This window comes from Streptococcus equinus ATCC 9812, assembly GCF_000187265.1.
In the GTDB taxonomy this organism is placed as follows: domain Bacteria; phylum Bacillota; class Bacilli; order Lactobacillales; family Streptococcaceae; genus Streptococcus; species Streptococcus equinus.
On record NZ_GL698429.1, the window covers coordinates 533,668 to 552,836 of the forward strand.

Below are 19,169 nucleotides of genomic sequence, written 5' to 3' on the forward strand. Positions count from 1 at the left end.
TCCTTGATACTGACTTGAGTTTGTAAATCATTTTTAGATTTTTCTTCCATCAAGGCTTTTTCTTTTGCCAAACGTTCATGTAATTCTTTGTCAAATTCACTGCTGCGAACTTGCGCAAGCAATTGACTATATTCCGTTTCATTAATAGTAAAAACAGTTCCACAATGTGGACATTTGATATTACTCATAGCTTCCTCGCTCATTTGATAATACCCCTATTATAGCAAATCTTTGTCATAAATCTGGTAAAAAAGTTTTATCAACAGATTTCACTCAGATAAAAAGGTTAGGAGAAATCTGTCCTAACCTCATCAAATAACCTTTAAAATAAATTCTTTTCAACTTCATCACGGATGTGTTGCCATTCTTGCTGAGCTCTGGTCATTTTACGCTTATAATCTCTAAGACCCTGCTCGTAGCGTTGTAAGAGATAGGCTTGCTTAAGAACTGGAAGTTTTGGTATTTCAATACTAACGATTTTTTGAGTATTTAAATTCATAACATTCTTACCTGTATTAGTCTCTTCAAGAAGTTCTTGGCCAAGTTTTGAATCTAGAAATAGTTTAATGTAGCCTCCTGCAATATCAGCAATGGGTCTCAAGACAGTGATATTAGCTGAGGCAATGACTGGATAATCTTGCTCATGAAAAATAGCTGTTTTTTTGACTGTCCCCTTTGAAGCAATCAAAATGTCACCTTCTTGCAATAGATAACGCTGCACGCTATCCTCATCTGCTTCGATTTTTTTCAAACCGTCATAGTTTATACCTATTTCAAGCATGTCGCTAAGATTGACAACTGAAATATTTCCTTCACTACTTAATTTTGAAACAGCTTTTCCTTTGAAATGTTCAGTTACTTCCTTTAAGGAAATTTTGGCTATATTATTCACTTGATATCTTTCAATTGCTTCGCTCATAACTATCTCCTTTACAAATAGTATTCTAATACTAAGATAAATTTTTGACAAGTGAAAAGAGCAGCTTCAGCCACTCTTCCACTATATTATTCGTTTTTTGCTGCTAATCTACAGACTTCAACGCCTCTAGCATATCAACAGTTTTCAAGATATGATTAACTAAGAAACCAAGAAGTAATAGAATACCAACAACTACAACAACTGGTATGATATAAATTTCTATTCCGACTTCTGTACCAAATTTAATCGCATCTGAACCAATCATATTCATAATGATTTGGTGGAGATATTGTCCTCCAACCAATCCAACGACAATTCCAATTAGAGATAGCACAATTGTCTCACGATAAATGTACATAGTCACTTCTTTATCATAAAAACCAAGAACTTTAATCGTTGACAATTCTCTAATGCGTTCAGCAACATTGATATTAGTCAAATTATAAAGAATAACAACAGCGAGTAGTATTGAAATAATAATTAAGATTGTCATCGCGCCATTTAGTGATGCAACAACCGAATTGACATTTTTAACAAGTGTTGCATTTTGGCTAACGGCAGATACCTCATCCATTGCTAGCAATTTTGTCGCCATATTTTCAATGTTCTTACTTGAATGATTTCTAAGAATCAAAAGATAGGCATTATTTGAAATAGCATCATCAAATGTTTTTCGATATGATTTCTTCGACATAAACAGATAGTGTCCTACATTCATCTCAGCAACTTTAGAAACTTTGATAGAACGTCTATGACCATTTTGATCTGTCAGAGTAAATTTATCACCAGCTTTTACACCATATAATTCTGCTAATTTTTCGGAAACAATAGCTCCATCATCAGATAAAGTGAGTTCTTGTTTAGTTTTAGCATCTTTAAGGTGGATGAAATCTCCAAAATCATTATCGTCACTTACAAGAATTGAAATATCCTGTTTATCACTCAAATCTGAAATTTTTTCCGTTAGATGTGACATGAATACACTTTGGTATTTGGATACTTTTTTAGAATCCATGAATGAACTTAATTCTTTTGAAGTAGCACCTTCACTATTTTTGACGACAATCATATCATACGGCATCAACCGTGTAAACTGATTGTCAATAATTTTACTTAACGATGATTGAATACCAAGCCCTGCAAATAGCAGAGCTACTGAACCAGCGACACCAAAAATCGTCATTAACATACGCTGCTTGTATCGGAAAATATTTCTAGCAGTCACTTTATGTGTGAATGACATTCTACTCCAAATAAATCCAATTCTTTCTAATAAAATTTTTGAGCCTTTAACTGGAGGTTTAGGGAGTAACAGTTGCGCTGGTTTTTCACTGAGTTCACTGCGAGCGATAATAAAGGCAGGCAGCACTGCGCTAACAAGAGCAAATACAAATGCAATTAAAGTGTATGACCAATAGAAATACAAGTGCGTACTTCCAAGTGTTGTATCACCAGTAACGATTTCAGCAATAACTTGTGATAAAATATAATGCCCTGCAAAAACACCAATAACCGTTCCGGTCATACTTGCTACAAAACCATAGATAACAAACTTTTTAATAACGTCACTATTACTGTAGCCGAGCGCTTTTAGAACACCTGAGTTAGTACGTTCTTCATCAACAAATCGAGTCATCGTTGTAAATGTAACAAGCGCAGCTACAACATACAAGACAACTGGGAAGACATTCCCGATACTTCCGATACTTGAAGTACTTGATTCGTAAGTCTGGTAACCTCCACCACCTGGGAAAGATGAGCGTGTATAAATCGAATATGTTGGCGCCTTCATTGCTTCAACCTGCGCTTTACCTTCTTGTATTTGGCGTTCGCTCTCTGTGATTTTAGCTTTAGCGTTATCAATTGAGCTTTGGGCTACCGCCTGTTGTTCTGCAGGTAATAAAGTTAGTGCAGATTCTTGTTCTGCTAGTTCTGATTTGGCAACTGTTAGTTTTTCTTGATTCGTATCAATATTGGCTTTAGCTTCTGATTTTAATTGATTTAAACGCTTGTCAGCATTGTCAGACAACAAATCATCTAAAGAATCTTCTTTAGCTGCTAATTTTTCTTTATAACTTTTAGAAAACGGATTTAAACCTTTCAAATCATTGTAGCGAATTCGGGCAATAGTATAAAATTCGCTATCAAAAGCTGTGCTACTTGTGACAGCGTAGTATTTTAATACTCCATTACCAGCGCTTGATGTTCCTAGGCTATTTTTAGAGAGAATTTCTGATGAATTAAGAAATCCAACAATCTTAAAAGTTGTTTTTTTCAGAATACCATTTTCACTAGATTGAGCAAATGATATCTCATCACCAACATGATATTTTTTCATAAGCGTTGATGCTAGCGCAATTTCGTTATCTGCTTTTGGAAATCTTCCAGATACAAGTTCGTAAGTTGAAATATCCTTGCTCTTTGAAAAAATACGGATAGCATCATCGGTATTTTTTATAGTCACATCAGTTAAATAACCGAATTCAACCTGACTATTTTTTACAGATGATAGTTCATTTTTGTCATCATCACTCAAACCATAGCTCGCAATAACAGACAAGTCCATCGTGTTGTGCTTTTTAAGATAATCACTTGCCGTTCTTTGCATATCTGGTCCGGTCACTTTCAGAGCAACGAAGGCAAAAGCTCCTAGCATCATCAAAAGCATAATAGACAAAAAGCGTCCCTTAGATGCGATAATTGCCTTTCTAATATCTTTCCAATATGTTTTCTTCGACATATCAAACACCTCAGTATTCTAGTGTTTCAATGTCTTGTGGATGCTCATTAACCTCAATACTAGAGACTGTCGCATCATGCATATGAATGACACGGTCAGCAATCGGAGCAAGAGCTGAATTATGCGTTACAATAATGACAGTTGAGCCTTTGTGGCGTGACATATCCTGTAAAATTTTTAGAACCTGTTTTCCTGTTTGATAGTCCAAAGCACCAGTCGGCTCGTCACAGAGCAGCAATTTAGGATTTTTAGCCACCGCACGTGCAATTGAAACACGCTGTTGTTCTCCACCTGAAAGCTGTGCAGGAAAATTATTCAGACGTTTTCCTAGGCCAACATCAACCAAAGTCTGTTCAGCGTCTCTAGCATCTGGAACAATTTCAGAAGCCAATTCAACATTTTCTTTAGCAGTTAAGTTAGGCACCAAATTGTAGAATTGAAAAACAAAACCGACATCATTACGACGATAAGTTGTCAATTCCTTGGCATTGAATGTAGCAATATCAACACCATCAATCAAAACTTGACCCTCATCATTGGTATCCATACCACCGAGGATATTTAAGACAGTTGATTTTCCAGCACCTGATGCACCAAGAATAATAACCAACTCCCCCTTTTTAATCGCAAAATTGATATCATTATTGGCAACAATCTCAGTCTCACCTGCTTGATAACGTTTATAAGAATGTTTCATTTCAATATATGACATTTTAACTAACCTCTTTATAGTGATTAAGAAAGCCCTTTCTCTCCATTTTACCGAAAAATAGAAAATTAGACGAAAGATATGCTCAAAAATCATAAATAGTTACTAGTTTCTCTGGTTGTCAATACAGCTATATTTAGACTAGAAAATTTCTAACTTCATTCTAGCAAAAAAAGCCTGAGTTATCTTCTCTCAAACTTTTGCTTTTACCCTATATTAACACAATTTTAACCTTAGCTCTTATCCAAAGCTAATCGTAAGTCTTCAATCAAATCATCTGCGTTTTCTAGACCAACTGAAACACGAATTTGATTACGTGTGACTCCACAAGCTTGCAAATCTTCTTCAGACAATTGTTGGTGTGTTGTTGTTGCTGGGTGCACGACAAGTGATTTAGCATCAGCGACATTTGCCAAATCAGAAAAGATTTCAAGATTATCGATAAATTTGTGGGCTTCTTCTTGACCACCTTTGATATGGAAAGTAAAGATTGAGCCAGCACCTTTAGGGAAATATTTTTGAGCTAACTCATAGTAAGGACTCGATGGCAAACTTGGGTAGTTAACCTTTTCGACTTTAGGATGATTATCCAAAAATTCGACAATTTTTTTCGTATTTTCAAGGTGACGATCAATACGAAGAGACAATGTTTCAAGACCCTGTAACAATAGAAATGCGCTAAATGGTGATAGAGCCGCACCAGTATCACGTAGCAATTGAACACGAAGTGCTGTGATGAACGCTGCTGCACCAACATCACGTGTATAGCTAATGTTGTGGTATGATGGATCTTCATCAACAAATTGCGGGAATTTGCCGGAAGCTTCCCAGTCAAAGTTTCCAGAATCAACTACCACACCTGCAATCGTTGTTCCGTGTCCACCAATAAACTTAGTTGCAGAATGAACTGAAATATCAACACCATGTGAAAAAACATTAATGAGATAAGGCGTTCCAAACGTATTATCTGTGACTAATGGGATTTTATGAGCGTGTGCAATATCAGCAATTTTTTCGATATCAGGGATATTAATAACAGGATTACCAAGGGTTTCAATCAAAACTAACTTAGTATTCTCTTGAATTGCATTTTCAAGTTCCTCCAAATTTGAGACATCAACAAATGTTGTTGTAACTCCATAGCGTGGCAATGTTTCTTTAAGTAAATTGAAAGTACCGCCATAAAGTGTTGTCGCAGCTACTACATGATCACCTGCATGAGCTAAACCAAGTACAGCGTATGTGATAGCTGCCATACCAGAAGCTGTCGCTACAGCACCAACGCCATTTTCAAGAGCTGCAATACGTTCTTCAAAAACAGCTACTGTCGGATTTCCAATACGAGAGTAAATATTACCTGGCTTCTTCAATCCAAATAAATCTTCACCTTCTTGGGCATCATCAAAAACATATGAGGTTGTCTGATAAATTGGAACTGCACGAGATTTTGTTGTTGGATCAACTTCTTGACCTGCGTGTAATTGTAACGTTTCAAAATTATATTTTCGTGTCATAGCATGTACTCCAATCATTAAATTTTCTGAATGTACGTACAATTTTACACTTTTTTAAAAAACTTGACTAATACTTATTAAAAAAGACTGGATATAGTTTCAAACTATACCCTTAATGAAAGGCTTCTGCAAACCGTTGAGTATCCAATTCAACCTGAGTTGATTTCGCCAAAGCTGAAATAACTGCAACACCATCAGCACCCGATTCGCAAATACTTGGAACATCTCCAATTGTAATCCCACCGATGGCTACAATTGGAATTACTTTATCCAATTCACGAATTTCTCTTAAACCTTTTAACTCAATCACTTCCCCAGCGTCTGACTTAGATGGAGTTGGGAAAATCGGCCCTACCCCAATATAATCAACCAAGTCTATCTCAGATAGTTGATATTCCCTAACATCTCCAACTGATAAGCCGATAATTTTGTTTGAAAATAGTTTGCGGGCTTCAGTGACTGGCAGGTCATCCTGCCTAACGTGAATGCCATCTGCATCAACTTGTAAAGCTAAATCAACGTCATCATTGATGATAAAAGGAACGTGGTATTTATGACAAAGCTCCTTAACTTTGAGAGTCAAATCCAGTTTTTCTTTTCCAATTAAAGCCCCATCTCCTTTTTCACGAAGCTGAAAACAAGTCACACCCGATTTTAACGCTGCCTCTAAAGTCTTAAAAAACATTCCTTTTGGACAATTCGGTGTGCCACAAATAAAATAGACTCTTAATTCTTCTTTATTCACAATAATCCTCAACCTTTTTCATTTTTTCAACGTTATCATTCGAAATTTGATGGAGTGCATCAATGAAAGCTACTTGAAAACTTCCTGGTAGACCAATACCAGAATTTCTTTCGGCTATTTCTCCAGCTATGTTATAAACAGACATCGCTTCTTCTAGGCAGGAAAGTAAATCATCACTAGCTACACCAATAAACGCTGCTAATACAGCACCAAGTAAACAACCAGTTCCAGTCACTAAAGGCATGAGACTACTGCCATTATGCAAAAGTTTTACATGACCATTTACAGCGATAGCGTCTGTTTTTCCTGTGATAACAATTGGTAGTTTTAGCTGTTTATGTGCTTTTAAAGCAAGTTGTCCAATGTTCGCAACGTCAGCTGAATCTACACCTTTGCTTGCTACATCTTCTCCAATAAGCGCAGCAATTTCACCCGCGTTACCACGAATTAATGAAAGTTTGTGATTTTTAATTAAATCATTTGCAACTCGTTTTCGATATGGTCCAACACCCGCAGCAACAGGGTCAAGTACCGTTGGGACACCATTTTTTTCGGCAATATATAAGCCATCCTTATAAAGCTGCCAATTGTTATCACTTAATGTTCCGATATTGATAAGTAACCCGCTGGCACTTGGCAAAAAATCTTCTAAATCCTTTTGATACTCACTCATTGCTGGCGAAGCACCCAGTGCAAGCAACCCATTAGCTGTAAAATTCTTCACAACATCATTTGTGATACAAATCGTTAGCGGATTTTGTCTTCTCAATTCATCTAAATAGCTCATTTAGTCTCCTTTGTAGCTGACATGGTTGACTGGACCATTTCCATGACCGAGTTCTGGTGCAGTTTTTATTGTTTCAGTAATAAAATGTTTAGCCGTTCCAACCGCTTCTTTAACACTTTTGCCTTTAGCAAGCTCTGCTGTAATGACTGCTGCGTAAGTGCATCCTGTCCCATGAGTATGCTTGGTATGAATACGTTCAGCTGAAAACGTGACGACTTGTCCATCTTCTAAGAATAAAAAATCTTTAGCTTCTTTTTCTAAGTGTCCACCTTTGATGACGACATTTTTGATACCGTATTTTGATTGAATGATTTTTCCCGCTTCGAGAATTGCAGCCTCGTCTTTTAATTCTTTTCCAAAAAGAACTTCTGCTTCTGGCAAATTTGGTGTAATTATAGTGGCAATTGGCAGCAACTTTTCTTTTAGAGCTTCAACTGCTTCTGTACTAATCAAACGGTCGCCAATAGTTGCTACCATAACAGGGTCTAATACGTATGGGCAAGAAATAGTATTCAAATACTGACTTACTCTCTCAATTATCTCAACTTCAGCTAACATTCCTGTCTTGATTGCACCTGGTGTGATATCTAAAAAGACACTCTTTAACTGTTCATCTAGAATTTTTTGGTCAAGATTACAAATATCTTGAACACCTTGTGTATTTTGAGCTACAACGCTTGTCACTACTGCTATTCCGTAAACACCATACGCCTGAAAACTCTTCAAATCCGCCATAATTCCTGCGCCACCGCTCGGATCTATACCTGCAATTGTTAATGCTACGTTTATTTTAGACATTTCATACCTCCTCTGGCCATTCTTCTTGATCATATACCATTTGGAAAAATTGACGTTCATGCTGACAACTTTCCAAAAAGACTCGAATGATTTCTTTTTCCTTATCTTTTGGTAGCTGGCTACTATATGTTTTTAATAATTCAAAATAAGTTGGTAAACAAGCAGTTGCTTCGTCTTTAGCATAGAATTCAAACCAAGCTTTAAAAGGATTCTCATCTGATATCTTTCCACTTTCCAAAACTTTAGAAGAAATTCTTACTTGCTTTATCAGAAATTTTTGCAAACAAAAGAGCATAAACATCAGCAAATTTTTCTAAATAGATTGCATCTGCTTTTAGATAATGACAAATCGCCTTTTCAGACAGTGTCCCATTTACCATATCTTGAATAAAATCATCTTTAGAAATCTTATCAATGAAGACAAGACTTCGTTCTTTCATTTCATTAATCATTTACTTTTCCTTTACTATCTCTATAAATTCATCTAAGGTTTGAATGGTTTTAAAATCATGTTCAAAACTATCTTGGTGATTATCTTAATTTGATAAAAATACACCATTTATATTACATTTTTTAGCCTCTTTGAGATTTCTAAGACTGTCTTCTAAGTAATATATTTTTTTGTCTTGTAAATTCTCTTTCTCCAAAAGGCAATGATAAAAATCCTCAGTTTTATCGGGAAATCCTATTTCAATACAGGAAATGATTTTAAAAAAGTATTTCAATACTCCTAAAGATTTTAAACCAATCTGAGCTAAATCATGATAATTTGACGTTACGGCGTAAATCAAAAATCCTTGGTGGTGTAAGTCAGATAACATCTCATAAGCCTTAGGCATTAGGCTCACTTGTCAATAAGCATCCACCAGAAGACTCTTTAATAAGTTTTCTTGAAAGACGAGATTTTGTGATATGAAGAATTCTGCAAGATTCAACTCCGCTTCTGGCATATTTAATCGCCAAAGATGTTTTTGAATCTCATCAGTATAATCAACATTTGCCATAGCCAAAAGCTCTTTAACCACATCATCTCATAAGTCGTACGAATCAAAAATTACGCCATCCAAATCTAGAAAATAATATTTTTATTTTTGGGCGACAAGAGCAATATAACCTCCTTTGTCATACCCATCAATCGGCTCTTCAACAAAATCATTAGTATAAATCGGTTGAGCCGTAAGAGTTTGAAAATATCGAATATTTGTCATGCCAAGTTCGTCTCGAAGAATCGCTTCTTTTTCAAGAGGTGAATGAAAAATAGCAGAGCGAACAAGCTCGATTGGGTAAGGAAAAGTTGGGGCAACCTCTCGAAAAATTTCTATGTTATATTAGCCTACATGCGCAGCAAATTTATACAAGATACCATAAGCACTTTCAACTGGAACATCCAGTAAAATCAAATGTCCTCCCTTTTTCAAAGCTTGATGACAATTCTGATAAGCTGACGATAAATCTTTGATATAACTTGAACAACCATTTAAATAAATCACATCATAAGATTCTTTTGCTAACGTAGCAGTTTCTGCATCACCAATTTTAACTGTCATTCCACGTTTTCTGGCAATTGTTGCCATATCATTTGATGGCTCGATGCCATATTTTACTTGAATTCCATATTGTCTATGTAAGGCACTTTCAAAAAGACCACTACCACAACCGATAGATAAAATTTTTTCTTTTTCAATATTATGCAAAGCACGATGTAACAACTTTAATTCACTGGCAAACACATTACTATTTGTCATAAACCATTAATCATAAGCATCTGCATAGCCGTCAAACATTTTTGCTTTTGTCATCTTTTACCTCTCTCTTTCAATTTCTTTTACTTCGTATAATCTTACTAAATTCATAAAAGATGTTGAATACCTCAAACCTCGAAGAACAAGCATAGCAATTGCGCCTCCGATTAACGTTGCCAAAACAAATCTCGGTGTAAATAAAAATAATGATTGCGCTTGTGATGCTTTTACTAACAATTCACTATCACCATTTGCTGAGTAAGTCCAAAACCAGACCATAACTGGTGCTAAAATAAATGATCCAATCATACCTGTTCCAAGAAATTCACCAAACCAAGACATACTAACTTTTCTGGTTAACCGATAAAAATATGAAGCCAAAAACGCCCCAGGCACTAACCAATGATAGCTAAAGGTGCAACACTTGCAACACCTGGCTGCGTTAAAATCTGCATAATAACAACAATAAAAGCCATCGCTACTGCATATAGCGGTATCATAAAAGTTCCTGCTATAACGTTCATAACGCTTGACATAAATACCATTCCTTCGATTCTAAAAATCGGTGTTAGTAAATAATCCAAAGCTATCATAATAGCTAGATCAGATAAACGGTGTACACGATTACTCGTCATAAAAAATCCTTTCTCGACACCAAAAAGCACACAAAGCTCACAGAAAATAAAAAACACCATCTGAAAAATTCAAATGGAGTTTAATTTATAATACTGCGAAACAGCTCTCTTGAATGAACAAAAGAACTATCAAATATCGATTTTAACGTACAACAAAAAACGTTGTAATTTACACATTTCCCTTCGTCAGTTCTAACTGCATCAGGTTCAATGGGTATAATCTCAGCTTTTACGCACCCCAAATGTCATATTTAATTACACAGATACTTTACCACAATCTTTTTTATACTGCGAGTGCTTTCAGGAATATTTTAAAAAAATAGAGACTAATAAAGTCTCTATTTTTTATTTCTTCTCAATTGGTGCGACACTAGCCAGTAGTTTTTTGAGTCCGACTTCCGGGAAATTAATTTTAAGTTCTTGTGTTTTACCTGTTCCAGAGACAGCAAGGATAGTTCCATCACCCCATTTTCTGTGATGAGCGATATCTCCAATTTGCCAGTCGACTGCTTCTTTTGAAGCGCTAGCTGATTGACCAAACGGAACCCCTTTAACAGCTTTTGAATATGGCTGTGCTGCTTGTGTCGTTGATTGAACTTTTGCTTTACGTGCTTGAAGAGCTTGCTGAAGACTCATGCCTTTACCAAACGACATTGAGTTATCATTGCTATTGCTATAACGTACTCCAAATGAGGAATTAGCAGGGCGAGCTAAACCTTGGTATTGCAATAGCTCATCATCGATTTCACGAATGAAGCGTGATGGACGATTGTAACTTGTTTTACCAAACAAAGTACGTGTATTAGCATTTGTCACAAAAAGTAACTGCTCTGCACGAGTGATACCAACATAAGCTAAACGACGTTCTTCTTCCAACTCGTCTTGGTCTTCAGCAGCTCGAGAAAGTGGGAATACCCCTTCTTCCATACCAATCAAGAAGACAATTGGAAATTCCAAACCTTTGGCAGCGTGTAATGTCATCAAAGTCACTTCTGCAGTCTCAGTATCACCATCATCAGTATCTGCAATCAAAGCCAAGTCATTCAAGAAACGGCTCAGTTTGTCAATACCAGATTCATCTTCTGGAGCATCATCTTGATTCTCATCAAAGTTTTTCGTAACTGTCAAGAATTCTTCGATATTTTCAATACGTGCTTGGCTTTCAAGAGTATTTTGCACACGAAGGGCATCAAGATAGCCAGTCTTGTCAAGGACTGCTTCAACTAATTCAGTTACGCTGTATTTGTCTAAATCATCACGAAGATTCATGAGCAAATTAGACAACTCCCAAACAGCTTGCGCTGCTTTTCCTTTAACACCAGAAAGCATGATATTAGCCGATGCATCAAGTAAACTCATATTTTGTTGATTAGCAAAAGTACGAATTTTTTCAAGTGTACCAGGACCAACACCACGTTTTGGTTCATTAACGATACGTTCATAACTAATGTTGTCAGCAGTATTTGCAATGACATTCAAGTATGAAATGACATCACGAATTTCTTTACGGCTGTAGAACTTAGTACCACCAACCATTGTATAAGGAATATTTGATTTGAGCAGAGCTTCTTCAATGGTACGTGATTGAGCATTCGTACGGTAAAGAACCGCAAAATCTTTAAAGTTTTTACCTTGTTCACGGACAATATTATCAATAGTTGAAGCTACAAAAACTGCCTCTTCACGTTCGTCACGCGCGCGGTAGTAAACAATCTGCTCACCATCAGCATTTTGTGTCCAAAGTTTTTTAGGACGACGATTGCGGTTGTTATTGATAACAGCGTTTGCTGCTTGAAGAATCTTCTTGGTTGAACGATAGTTTTCTTCAAGCATAACCACTTTAGCTTCTGGATAATCTTTTTCGAAATCAAGGATATTTTGCATGTCAGCGCCACGCCAACCATAAATAGATTGATCAGCATCACCGACGACACAAATATTTTTAAAACGAGAAGCTAAAAGTTTGACCAACTGATATTGTGCATGGTTAGTATCTTGATACTCATCAACGTGAATGTATTGGTAGCGTTGTTGATAGTATGTCAAGACATCAGGATTTTGGTCAAACAAACGAAGCGTCAACATGATGAGATCATCAAAATCCATAGCTTCACTTTGACGAAGTTCTGCTTGATATGCTTTGTAACATTTGGCAACAATTTGTGTATACATATCACCTGCTTGATTTTCATAGGCAACTTCATCAAGAAGGTCATTCTTAGCATTTGAAATTGTCCCCAAAATCGCACGTTCATTCCATTTTTTAGGATCAAGATTAAGCGTTTTAAGGATTCGTTTCATAAGCGTACGTTGTTCACCAGGATCAACAATCGTAAAGTTGCGATTATAACCAATATGGTCAGCATCACGGCGCAAAATACGAACACACATACTGTGGAAAGTTGCAATCAGAGTATCTGCTGTTGCTGGATTTAAAGCCATCGCACGTTCACGCATTTCACGCGCCGCTTTATTGGTGAAGGTAATCGCTAAGATATTCCAAGGATTGATAAATTTTTCATCAATCAAATAGGCGATTCGATGTGTCAACACACGTGTCTTACCTGAACCAGCTCCTGCCATAATCAAAAGCGGACCTTCAGTTGTTTTTACAGCTTCGGCCTGCTTGTCATTCATACCATTTAATAAGGGATTCATCGTATACTTTCACGGACATGTATTCTAGAAAAAACAGCTAAAATCTCCGTGATTTATTCCTCTCTATATCAATAATTTCATTTTTAAATAATGCTTATCTATTGTACCATTTTTTGGAGAAATAGTCTTTGCTGCTTATTCTTTGTTTTGACAAATCTTTAAGAAATATGAATGAATGCTATTATCGTTATCAACTTCTGGGTGATAGGCTAAAGCAATTTGATTTTGATAGCGTACTGCAACGATTTTACCATGATGCTCAGACAAAATCTCGACACCATTTCTAACCTCACTAATGTATGGAGCTCGGATAAAAGTTGCAGGTACTTGACCAATATTTTTAAAATCTAGATGAGTAAAAAAACTCCCTAACTGTCTTCCATAAGCATTTCTTCTAACCGTTACTGGCAAGGTTGCTAAATACATTTTAGATTGATTTTCAACATGTTCAGATAGCAAAATCAGTCCAGCACAAGTTGCAAGAACAGGTAAACCTTGTATAATCTTCTCACGCAAAGGCTCTAAAAGAGACAAATCATTCAATAGTTTTCCTTGAACTGTTGATTCACCACCTGGTAACACAATGCCATCCAAAGGTTTGTGTAAATCATCAAATTGCCTAATATCAACTGTCTCAGCTCCTAATGAAGCTAATTTTATTTTATGCTCTGCAAAATCACCTTGCAAAGCTAGTACCCCAATTAAAACCATTATACCTCCTAAATGCCTCGTTCAGCCATGAGCAACTGAATTTCTTCTTCATTAATCCCAACCATAGCATCGCCGAGATTCTCTGATAAATTAGCAAGTAAGTTTTTATCTTGATAGTTTGTCACCGCTTGAACGATTGCACGAGCGCGCTTTTGAGGATTTCCAGATTTAAAAATTCCTGAACCAACAAAAACTCCTTCTGCCCCAAGTTGCATCATAAGCGCAGCATCAGCAGGCGTCGCTACACCTCCTGCAGCAAATAAAACTACAGGTAATTTTCCGCTCTCATGAACTTCTTTTACTAAATCATAAGGCACTTGCAATTCTTTAGCGGCTTGATACAATTCATCATCACGAAGAGATTGTAGACGATGAATTTCTTTGTTTAATTCACGTAAATGACGAACAGCTTGAACAACATCTCCTGTACCAGGTTCACCTTTTGACCGAATCATGCTAGCTCCTTCAGAAATACGACGAAGAGCCTCACCTAAATTTTTTGCCCCACAAACAAAGGGAACATTAAATGTTGTCTTATCGATATGATAAAGGTCATCAGCAGGTGATAAAACTTCGCTTTCATCAATGTAATCAATCTCAATCGCCTCTAAAATTTGTGCCTCAACAAAATGCCCAATTCGAACTTTTGCCATAACAGGAATAGAAACAGCTTCTTGGATTTCTTTAATCATTTTAGGGTCACTCATGCGAGATACTCCACCTGCAGCACGAATATCTGCTGGAATTCTTTCAAGCGCCATAACGGCACAAGCTCCCGCTTGTTCAGCTATCCTTGCTTGCTCGGGTGTTGTCACATCCATAATAACGCCACCTTTTAACATTTGCGCTAATTGTTTGTTGAGCTGATAACGTTGATTTCCCATAAAAAAACACCTCATTTACATTTTTATTGCTTTTCATTATAATAAAAACTGACATGGTATCAAGTACCAAATAAAATCTTTTTTATAGGGTCAGATTGGAGAATTTATGCTCACATATTCACTAGATAATCACGGAAATATTCCGCTATACGAACAACTTTATCGTGCAATAAAACAGGATATTACAAGAGGTACTTTATCAGCTAATGACAAGCTTCCTTCAAAACGAAATTTAGCCAAACATCTTGGAATATCAATGGTTACTGTCGAAAACAGCTATCAACAACTTAAAGCAGAAGGATATATTTACAGTCTAGCTAAAAAGGGTTTTTTCGTTTCTGAAATCAACCTGCACCATCCGCCTGTTGAAAAAACAATAAGGTTACTTTCACATCCAAAAAACATGCCAGATGAAAATAAGTCTCTCTTGCGATTAAGCAACAATCAAACTAATTCAGAAACTTTCCCATTTGCAACCTGGTCAAAAATTGTTAGACAAGTGCTAAATAATTGTCAAAACGAACTTGTCCAACCATCTCCTAGTAAAGGTATTCTTTTACTTCGACAGGCAATTGCAAAGCATCTTAACGACTATCGAGGAATGGCTGTCGATCCAAGACAGATTATCATTGGTGCTGGGACAGAATATTTGTATACTATTCTCATTCAATTACTTGGACTTGATAAAATAATCGCCTTGGAAGATCCAAGTTATCCTAAAATCCGAAAGATTTACCAGCAATTTAATATTAATCAAACCTACATTGATATGGAAAAAGACGGCATTAGTATTTCAAAACTAAAGCAAACAAAAGCTGAGGTTATTCACTTATCACCCTCTCATCAATTTCCAACTGGGAGTATTCTTTCGATTGGTAAACGTTACGAGCTTCTTAGTTGGGCTAATCAAGGAAATCGTTATATTATTGAAGATGATTACGACAGTGAGTTCCGTTTTCAAGGTCTTCCCATACCCAGTCTGCAAGAAATCGATACACTTGGAAAAGTGATATATATTAATACTTTTAGTAAAAGTCTTTCTTCTACGCTGCGAATTAGTTATATGATTCTTCCACCACAGTTACTTGAGCAATTTGAAGATAAGCTAAATTTTTACAGCAATACTGTATCGAATTTGCAGCAATACACTCTTGCTTATTTTATAAAGGACGGCTATTTTGAGAAACATTTAAATCGTATGCGTCTGTTTTACCAAAGAAAACGTGATAGCTTGGTTCAAAAATTACTTTCAAGTCCACTCAAAAATCACATTACAATACATGAGGACGAATCTGGTCTGCATTTTATCATGACTATCACCAGTGATTTATCAGAAGAAAAAATTTGTCAACTAGCATTAGAAAATCATTTGTTAATGACTCCAATTTCACATTACTATCACGGGAAAAATAGACTATATGAGAAAAGTTTTATTGTCAATTATTCCAACATTTCTGAAAAAGAAAGTGATTACATCATTAATGTTTTATCAAAAATAATTCTCTGATTTTTTAATTTATTATATTTTTCCCAAACAATTCAAAAAATAGGGTTGACAAAGTTCGGTTTTTACTTTATTATAGTAGACAAATCAAATAGCGAACCGAATGATGTCATTCAGGAGAAGAAAGCTTGCCTTTCGCCGAAGGAGTTACGCTCTCAGGTGTCATAGACAGGGACTGGGTGATGGACGGACTTCTGGAGAGACCTAGCCATTTTCAATGGCACTGGTATTCTTTAGTTAGTATGTTTTTAAGGACTAAGTATTATAATACTAACTTTGAGTACTGGATAGGCGCCGAAGGGGCAAGGCTAAATGTTTTGTTTAGCTCAAACTCTCAGGCAAAAGGACAGAAGATAAGAATCGATTAACAGGTAAGGTATATTATCTTTGTCAGTCTTCTTATCACTTTTCAGGAGTTATCTTAATGATAACTCCTTTTTCTTTTCTTAATGGCATCATAGGCGCTATATTAGTAGGAGACTATTCATATATGCTTAACTTTTTTACAATGCTTGATGATATTGTCTGGGGTGCCCCACTATTGATTTTATTGGTGGGAACAGGGATTTACTTGACTATTCGTCTTGGTTTACTTCAGATTCTTAAACTCCCTAAAGCATTTAAATTAATTTTTGCTGACGATAAAGGACAAGGAGATATTTCAAGTTTCGCTGCTCTTGCAACAGCTCTAGCTGCGACAGTTGGTACTGGTAATATTGTTGGTGTTGCAACAGCTATCAAAGCTGGTGGACCAGGAGCCCTCTTTTGGATGTGGATTGCTGCATTCTTTGGAATGGCTACAAAATACTCTGAAGGACTTCTTGCCATTAAATACCGCACTCGTGATGATAACGGAGAAATTTCTGGTGGACCAATGTACTACATTTTAAATGGTATGGGAAAACGTTGGAAACCACTTGCTATCTTCTTTGCCGTTGCGGGAATTCTTGTAGCATACTTTGGTATTGGTACTTTTTCACAAGTTAACTCAATCACTTCATCTCTTGAAAATTCTTTCGGTCTAGCACCGCAAATTGTTAGTATCGTAGTTGCCGTTGTGGTTGCTATTATCATCTTTGGTGGTATCAAGTCAATTTCTAAAGTTGCTGAAAAAGTGGTTCCTTTCATGGCAATCATTTACATTCTTGCTACTCTTGCTGTTATTTTCTGTAATGCTAACCAAATCATTCCAGCCTTTGGGCAAATTTTCTCTGGTGCATTTACAGGAACTGCTGCTGTCGGAGGTTTTGCTGGTGCTGTTGTAAAAGATGCTATTCAAAAAGGTATTGCGCGTGGTGTTTTCTCAAATGAATCTGGACTTGGTTCTGCTCCGATTGCTGCTGCTGCCGCTAAAACTGAAGAACCCGTAGAACAAGGGCTTATCTCAATGACAGGGACTTTCATTGATACAATCATCATCTGTACATTAACTGGACTTTCAATCATCGTAACTGAAAAATGGACAGTTACAGGTCTTGAAGGTGCTCCGTTAACACAAGCTGCCTTCTCTTCTCTTTTTGGAACTCCAGGAGCGCTAGCTCTTACATTCTGTCTTGTTCTATTTGCTTTTACAACTATTCTTGGTTGGTCATATTACGGTGAACGTTGCTTTGAGTTTCTGTTTGGAACAAAGCACATTAAACTTTACCGAGTAATCTTTGTTATCATGGTTGCTCTTGGTGGTTTCTTGAAACTTGAGCTGATCTGGATTATTGCGGATATCGTAAATGGTCTAATGGCTTTACCAAATTTGATTGCGCTTTTAGCACTTTCACCAGTTATCATCCGTGAAACAAAAAATTACTTTGCTCGTATGAAATAAATCAAACTCCTGAGATTTCTCAGGAGTTTTTTGTTTTAATGAGATGCTAAATATTTTTCAATAACTTGAAAAACACCAGATTGATTATTTGTCGGAGCAATAAAGCGTGCTGTACTTTTCACACGTTCAGTTGCGTTTTCCATAGCATAAGAATATTCTGCTAACTCAAGCATAGCTAAGTCATTATCACCATCACCAAATGCCATGACTTGGTTGCTTGATATATTTTCCAATTTCATTAGTTCTTTAATACCAAATGCTTTATCAACACCTGGCAAGACAACATCGATAGCACCAAAACCACTAGCCATAGGTACTAAATCTGGAAATTCTTTTTTGAATTCTTTTGTTACATCTTCTTCCAACTTTTCAGGCAACTACATGGTTAGCTTATTGATTGGCTCATTCGGAAGTTCAGACATTGAATCAAGAAGAATTACATTTGGAAAACTCGCATTATAATAGGCAAGTCTTTCAGGATTTCCAAGATTTTGACAATTGTAAGCCCCTTTTGTCATGTAAGAGTGGTCAGGTGACGAGATGACCATATGATAATCATTAAAATGATTTTGATAAAAGTCCAAAAGGTGGGCGAGCTGCTTTGATGTAAAATTTTTCAAGTACTTCGTTTCATTTTTTACAACCAAATGACTGCCATTTCCAACAACGTAAGCAAGCCGCTCTGCTTGTTTGCCAAAAGTGAGTCTCATTCGAGAAATTTGATTTCCAGTAGCTACAACAAAAATTATCCCGCGTTTATCTAGCTCGTTAAGAATTTTTTCAAATCTTTCAGAATCATACTCACCTTTTCCGTCCAGAAAAGTACCATCCATGTCCACTGCAATCATTTTTATCATATTTTTCACCATTTCAAAGTATTCTAATACTATGATAGCAGTTTCAAAAATCTTTCGCAAAAATGTGACACAAAAAGGAAGTATTTAAATACTTCCTTTACTAAATGTGCTTATTTTTTAGGCTCTATAATTTCTGTAGTGGGT

General features: G+C 36.3%; 18 protein-coding genes, 3 pseudogenes and 2 riboswitches. Of the genes and pseudogenes, 2 read left to right on the forward strand and 19 right to left on the reverse strand.

The genetic code is table 11. From position 1 onward, the window contains the following. The 18 genes and pseudogenes from HMPREF0819_RS02525 to pdxS form a co-directional block, all read right to left on the reverse strand. A pseudogene (locus HMPREF0819_RS02525) lies at positions 1 to 188 on the reverse strand (DUF2130 domain-containing protein); the annotation flags it as partial. A 134-nt stretch (positions 189 to 322) separates the two neighbouring features. Beyond that, positions 323 to 919 (reverse strand): restriction endonuclease subunit S, encoded by a 597-nt coding sequence (locus tag HMPREF0819_RS02530; protein ID WP_004231865.1) that lies wholly within the window; start codon positions 917 to 919, stop codon positions 323 to 325. Positions 920 to 1,022: 103 nt separating this feature from the next. Further along, positions 1,023 to 3,659 (reverse strand): ABC transporter permease, encoded by a 2,637-nt coding sequence (locus tag HMPREF0819_RS02535; RefSeq protein WP_004231869.1) that lies wholly within the window; start codon positions 3,657 to 3,659, stop codon positions 1,023 to 1,025. A gap of 10 nt (positions 3,660 to 3,669) precedes the next feature. After that, positions 3,670 to 4,371 (reverse strand): ABC transporter ATP-binding protein, encoded by a 702-nt coding sequence (locus HMPREF0819_RS02540; protein ID WP_044023282.1) that lies wholly within the window; start codon positions 4,369 to 4,371, stop codon positions 3,670 to 3,672. A gap of 230 nt (positions 4,372 to 4,601) precedes the next feature. Further along, on the reverse strand, positions 4,602 to 5,882 hold the full coding sequence (locus HMPREF0819_RS02545) for an O-acetylhomoserine aminocarboxypropyltransferase/cysteine synthase family protein (RefSeq protein WP_044023283.1): 1,281 nt from the start codon (positions 5,880 to 5,882) through the stop codon (positions 4,602 to 4,604). Positions 5,883 to 5,994: 112 nt separating this feature from the next. After that, on the reverse strand, positions 5,995 to 6,627 hold the full coding sequence (gene thiE / locus HMPREF0819_RS02550) for a thiamine phosphate synthase (RefSeq protein ID WP_004231876.1): 633 nt from the start codon (positions 6,625 to 6,627) through the stop codon (positions 5,995 to 5,997). Then, positions 6,620 to 7,414: a hydroxyethylthiazole kinase gene (gene thiM / locus HMPREF0819_RS02555; RefSeq protein ID WP_004231878.1), complete on the reverse strand. Its 795-nt coding sequence runs from the start codon at positions 7,412 to 7,414 to the stop codon at positions 6,620 to 6,622. Before thiM ends, thiE begins: the two co-directional genes overlap by 8 nt. Continuing rightward, on the reverse strand, positions 7,415 to 8,212 hold the full coding sequence (gene thiD / locus HMPREF0819_RS02560; RefSeq protein WP_004231880.1) for a bifunctional hydroxymethylpyrimidine kinase/phosphomethylpyrimidine kinase: 798 nt from the start codon (positions 8,210 to 8,212) through the stop codon (positions 7,415 to 7,417). 1 nt (position 8,213) lies between these two features. Continuing rightward, complete coding sequence (locus HMPREF0819_RS09265; RefSeq protein WP_237393042.1) at positions 8,214 to 8,495, reverse strand: thiaminase II/PqqC family protein; 282 nt, start codon at positions 8,493 to 8,495, stop codon at positions 8,214 to 8,216. After that, on the reverse strand, positions 8,455 to 8,664 hold the full coding sequence (locus HMPREF0819_RS09270) for a thiaminase II/PqqC family protein (RefSeq protein WP_004231884.1): 210 nt from the start codon (positions 8,662 to 8,664) through the stop codon (positions 8,455 to 8,457). Before HMPREF0819_RS09270 ends, HMPREF0819_RS09265 begins: the two co-directional genes overlap by 41 nt. An 84-nt stretch (positions 8,665 to 8,748) precedes the next feature. Further along, entirely contained in the window at positions 8,749 to 9,051 is a 303-nt protein-coding gene (locus tag HMPREF0819_RS09275; protein ID WP_004231885.1) for an HAD hydrolase-like protein, read from the reverse strand. A 12-nt stretch (positions 9,052 to 9,063) separates the two neighbouring features. Then, the gene (locus HMPREF0819_RS09280; protein ID WP_004231887.1) at positions 9,064 to 9,237 is read right to left on the reverse strand and encodes a hypothetical protein; all 174 of its coding nucleotides are present in this window, start codon (positions 9,235 to 9,237) and stop codon (positions 9,064 to 9,066) included. Positions 9,238 to 9,297: 60 nt separating this feature from the next. Further along, positions 9,298 to 9,420 carry a hypothetical protein gene (locus HMPREF0819_RS09450; RefSeq protein WP_004231889.1) on the reverse strand — a complete coding sequence of 41 codons (123 nt, stop codon included), beginning with the start codon at positions 9,418 to 9,420 and terminating at the stop codon, positions 9,298 to 9,300. Positions 9,421 to 9,540: 120 nt separating this feature from the next. Further along, positions 9,541 to 9,957: a class I SAM-dependent methyltransferase gene (locus tag HMPREF0819_RS09285; RefSeq protein ID WP_004231890.1), complete on the reverse strand. Its 417-nt coding sequence runs from the start codon at positions 9,955 to 9,957 to the stop codon at positions 9,541 to 9,543. A 57-nt stretch (positions 9,958 to 10,014) separates the two neighbouring features. After that, positions 10,015 to 10,589: pseudogene (gene thiW / locus HMPREF0819_RS02580) on the reverse strand (energy coupling factor transporter S component ThiW). A gap of 161 nt (positions 10,590 to 10,750) precedes the next feature. Then, a riboswitch (TPP riboswitch) is annotated at positions 10,751 to 10,840 on the reverse strand. 94 nt (positions 10,841 to 10,934) lie between these two features. Then, positions 10,935 to 13,247, reverse strand: a complete 2,313-nt coding sequence (gene pcrA / locus HMPREF0819_RS02585) for a DNA helicase PcrA (protein ID WP_004231898.1) — start codon at positions 13,245 to 13,247, stop codon at positions 10,935 to 10,937. A gap of 135 nt (positions 13,248 to 13,382) precedes the next feature. Further along, positions 13,383 to 13,958: a pyridoxal 5'-phosphate synthase glutaminase subunit PdxT gene (pdxT, locus tag HMPREF0819_RS02590; protein ID WP_004231900.1), complete on the reverse strand. Its 576-nt coding sequence runs from the start codon at positions 13,956 to 13,958 to the stop codon at positions 13,383 to 13,385. A gap of 8 nt (positions 13,959 to 13,966) precedes the next feature. Further along, the gene (gene pdxS / locus HMPREF0819_RS02595) at positions 13,967 to 14,842 is read right to left on the reverse strand and encodes a pyridoxal 5'-phosphate synthase lyase subunit PdxS (protein ID WP_004231903.1); all 876 of its coding nucleotides are present in this window, start codon (positions 14,840 to 14,842) and stop codon (positions 13,967 to 13,969) included. Between the two features lie 106 nt (positions 14,843 to 14,948). On the opposite strand from pdxS, the gene pdxR reads away from it, so the two are divergent. Beyond that, the gene (gene pdxR / locus HMPREF0819_RS02600; RefSeq protein ID WP_004231905.1) at positions 14,949 to 16,349 is read left to right on the forward strand and encodes a MocR-like pyridoxine biosynthesis transcription factor PdxR; all 1,401 of its coding nucleotides are present in this window, start codon (positions 14,949 to 14,951) and stop codon (positions 16,347 to 16,349) included. 181 nt (positions 16,350 to 16,530) lie between these two features. Continuing rightward, positions 16,531 to 16,706, forward strand: a riboswitch (glycine riboswitch). Positions 16,707 to 16,836: 130 nt separating this feature from the next. Then, positions 16,837 to 18,168 carry an alanine/glycine:cation symporter family protein gene (locus HMPREF0819_RS02610; protein WP_044023284.1) on the forward strand — a complete coding sequence of 444 codons (1,332 nt, stop codon included), beginning with the start codon at positions 16,837 to 16,839 and terminating at the stop codon, positions 18,166 to 18,168. A 35-nt stretch (positions 18,169 to 18,203) separates the two neighbouring features. Here the strand turns inward: HMPREF0819_RS02610 and HMPREF0819_RS02615 are convergent. Further along, positions 18,204 to 19,037, reverse strand: a pseudogene (locus tag HMPREF0819_RS02615) (Cof-type HAD-IIB family hydrolase). Positions 19,038 to 19,169 lie beyond the last annotated feature (132 nt).

What these genes read in the sequence shown, in the direction of transcription:
- HMPREF0819_RS02530 (WP_004231865.1), bottom strand. Translation starts at nt 919, where the DNA reads ATGAGCGAAGCAATTGAAAGATATCAAGTGAATAATATAGCCAAAATT.
- HMPREF0819_RS02535 (WP_004231869.1), bottom strand. Translation starts at nt 3,659, where the DNA reads ATGTCGAAGAAAACATATTGGAAAGATATTAGAAAGGCAATTATCGCA.
- HMPREF0819_RS02540 (WP_044023282.1), bottom strand. Translation starts at nt 4,371, where the DNA reads ATGTCATATATTGAAATGAAACATTCTTATAAACGTTATCAAGCAGGT.
- HMPREF0819_RS02545 (WP_044023283.1), bottom strand. Translation starts at nt 5,882, where the DNA reads ATGACACGAAAATATAATTTTGAAACGTTACAATTACACGCAGGTCAA.
- thiM (WP_004231878.1), bottom strand. Translation starts at nt 7,414, where the DNA reads ATGAGCTATTTAGATGAATTGAGAAGACAAAATCCGCTAACGATTTGT.
- thiD (WP_004231880.1), bottom strand. Translation starts at nt 8,212, where the DNA reads ATGTCTAAAATAAACGTAGCATTAACAATTGCAGGTATAGATCCGAGC.
- HMPREF0819_RS09270 (WP_004231884.1), bottom strand. Translation starts at nt 8,664, where the DNA reads ATGATTAATGAAATGAAAGAACGAAGTCTTGTCTTCATTGATAAGATT.
- HMPREF0819_RS09275 (WP_004231885.1), bottom strand. Translation starts at nt 9,051, where the DNA reads ATGCCTAAGGCTTATGAGATGTTATCTGACTTACACCACCAAGGATTT.
- HMPREF0819_RS09450 (WP_004231889.1), bottom strand. Translation starts at nt 9,420, where the DNA reads ATGACAAATATTCGATATTTTCAAACTCTTACGGCTCAACCGATTTAT.
- HMPREF0819_RS09285 (WP_004231890.1), bottom strand. Translation starts at nt 9,957, where the DNA reads ATGACAAATAGTAATGTGTTTGCCAGTGAATTAAAGTTGTTACATCGT.
- pcrA (WP_004231898.1), bottom strand. Translation starts at nt 13,247, where the DNA reads ATGAATCCCTTATTAAATGGTATGAATGACAAGCAGGCCGAAGCTGTA.
- pdxT (WP_004231900.1), bottom strand. Translation starts at nt 13,958, where the DNA reads ATGGTTTTAATTGGGGTACTAGCTTTGCAAGGTGATTTTGCAGAGCAT.
- pdxS (WP_004231903.1), bottom strand. Translation starts at nt 14,842, where the DNA reads ATGGGAAATCAACGTTATCAGCTCAACAAACAATTAGCGCAAATGTTA.
- pdxR (WP_004231905.1), top strand. Translation starts at nt 14,949, where the DNA reads ATGCTCACATATTCACTAGATAATCACGGAAATATTCCGCTATACGAA.
- HMPREF0819_RS02610 (WP_044023284.1), top strand. Translation starts at nt 16,837, where the DNA reads ATGCTTAACTTTTTTACAATGCTTGATGATATTGTCTGGGGTGCCCCA.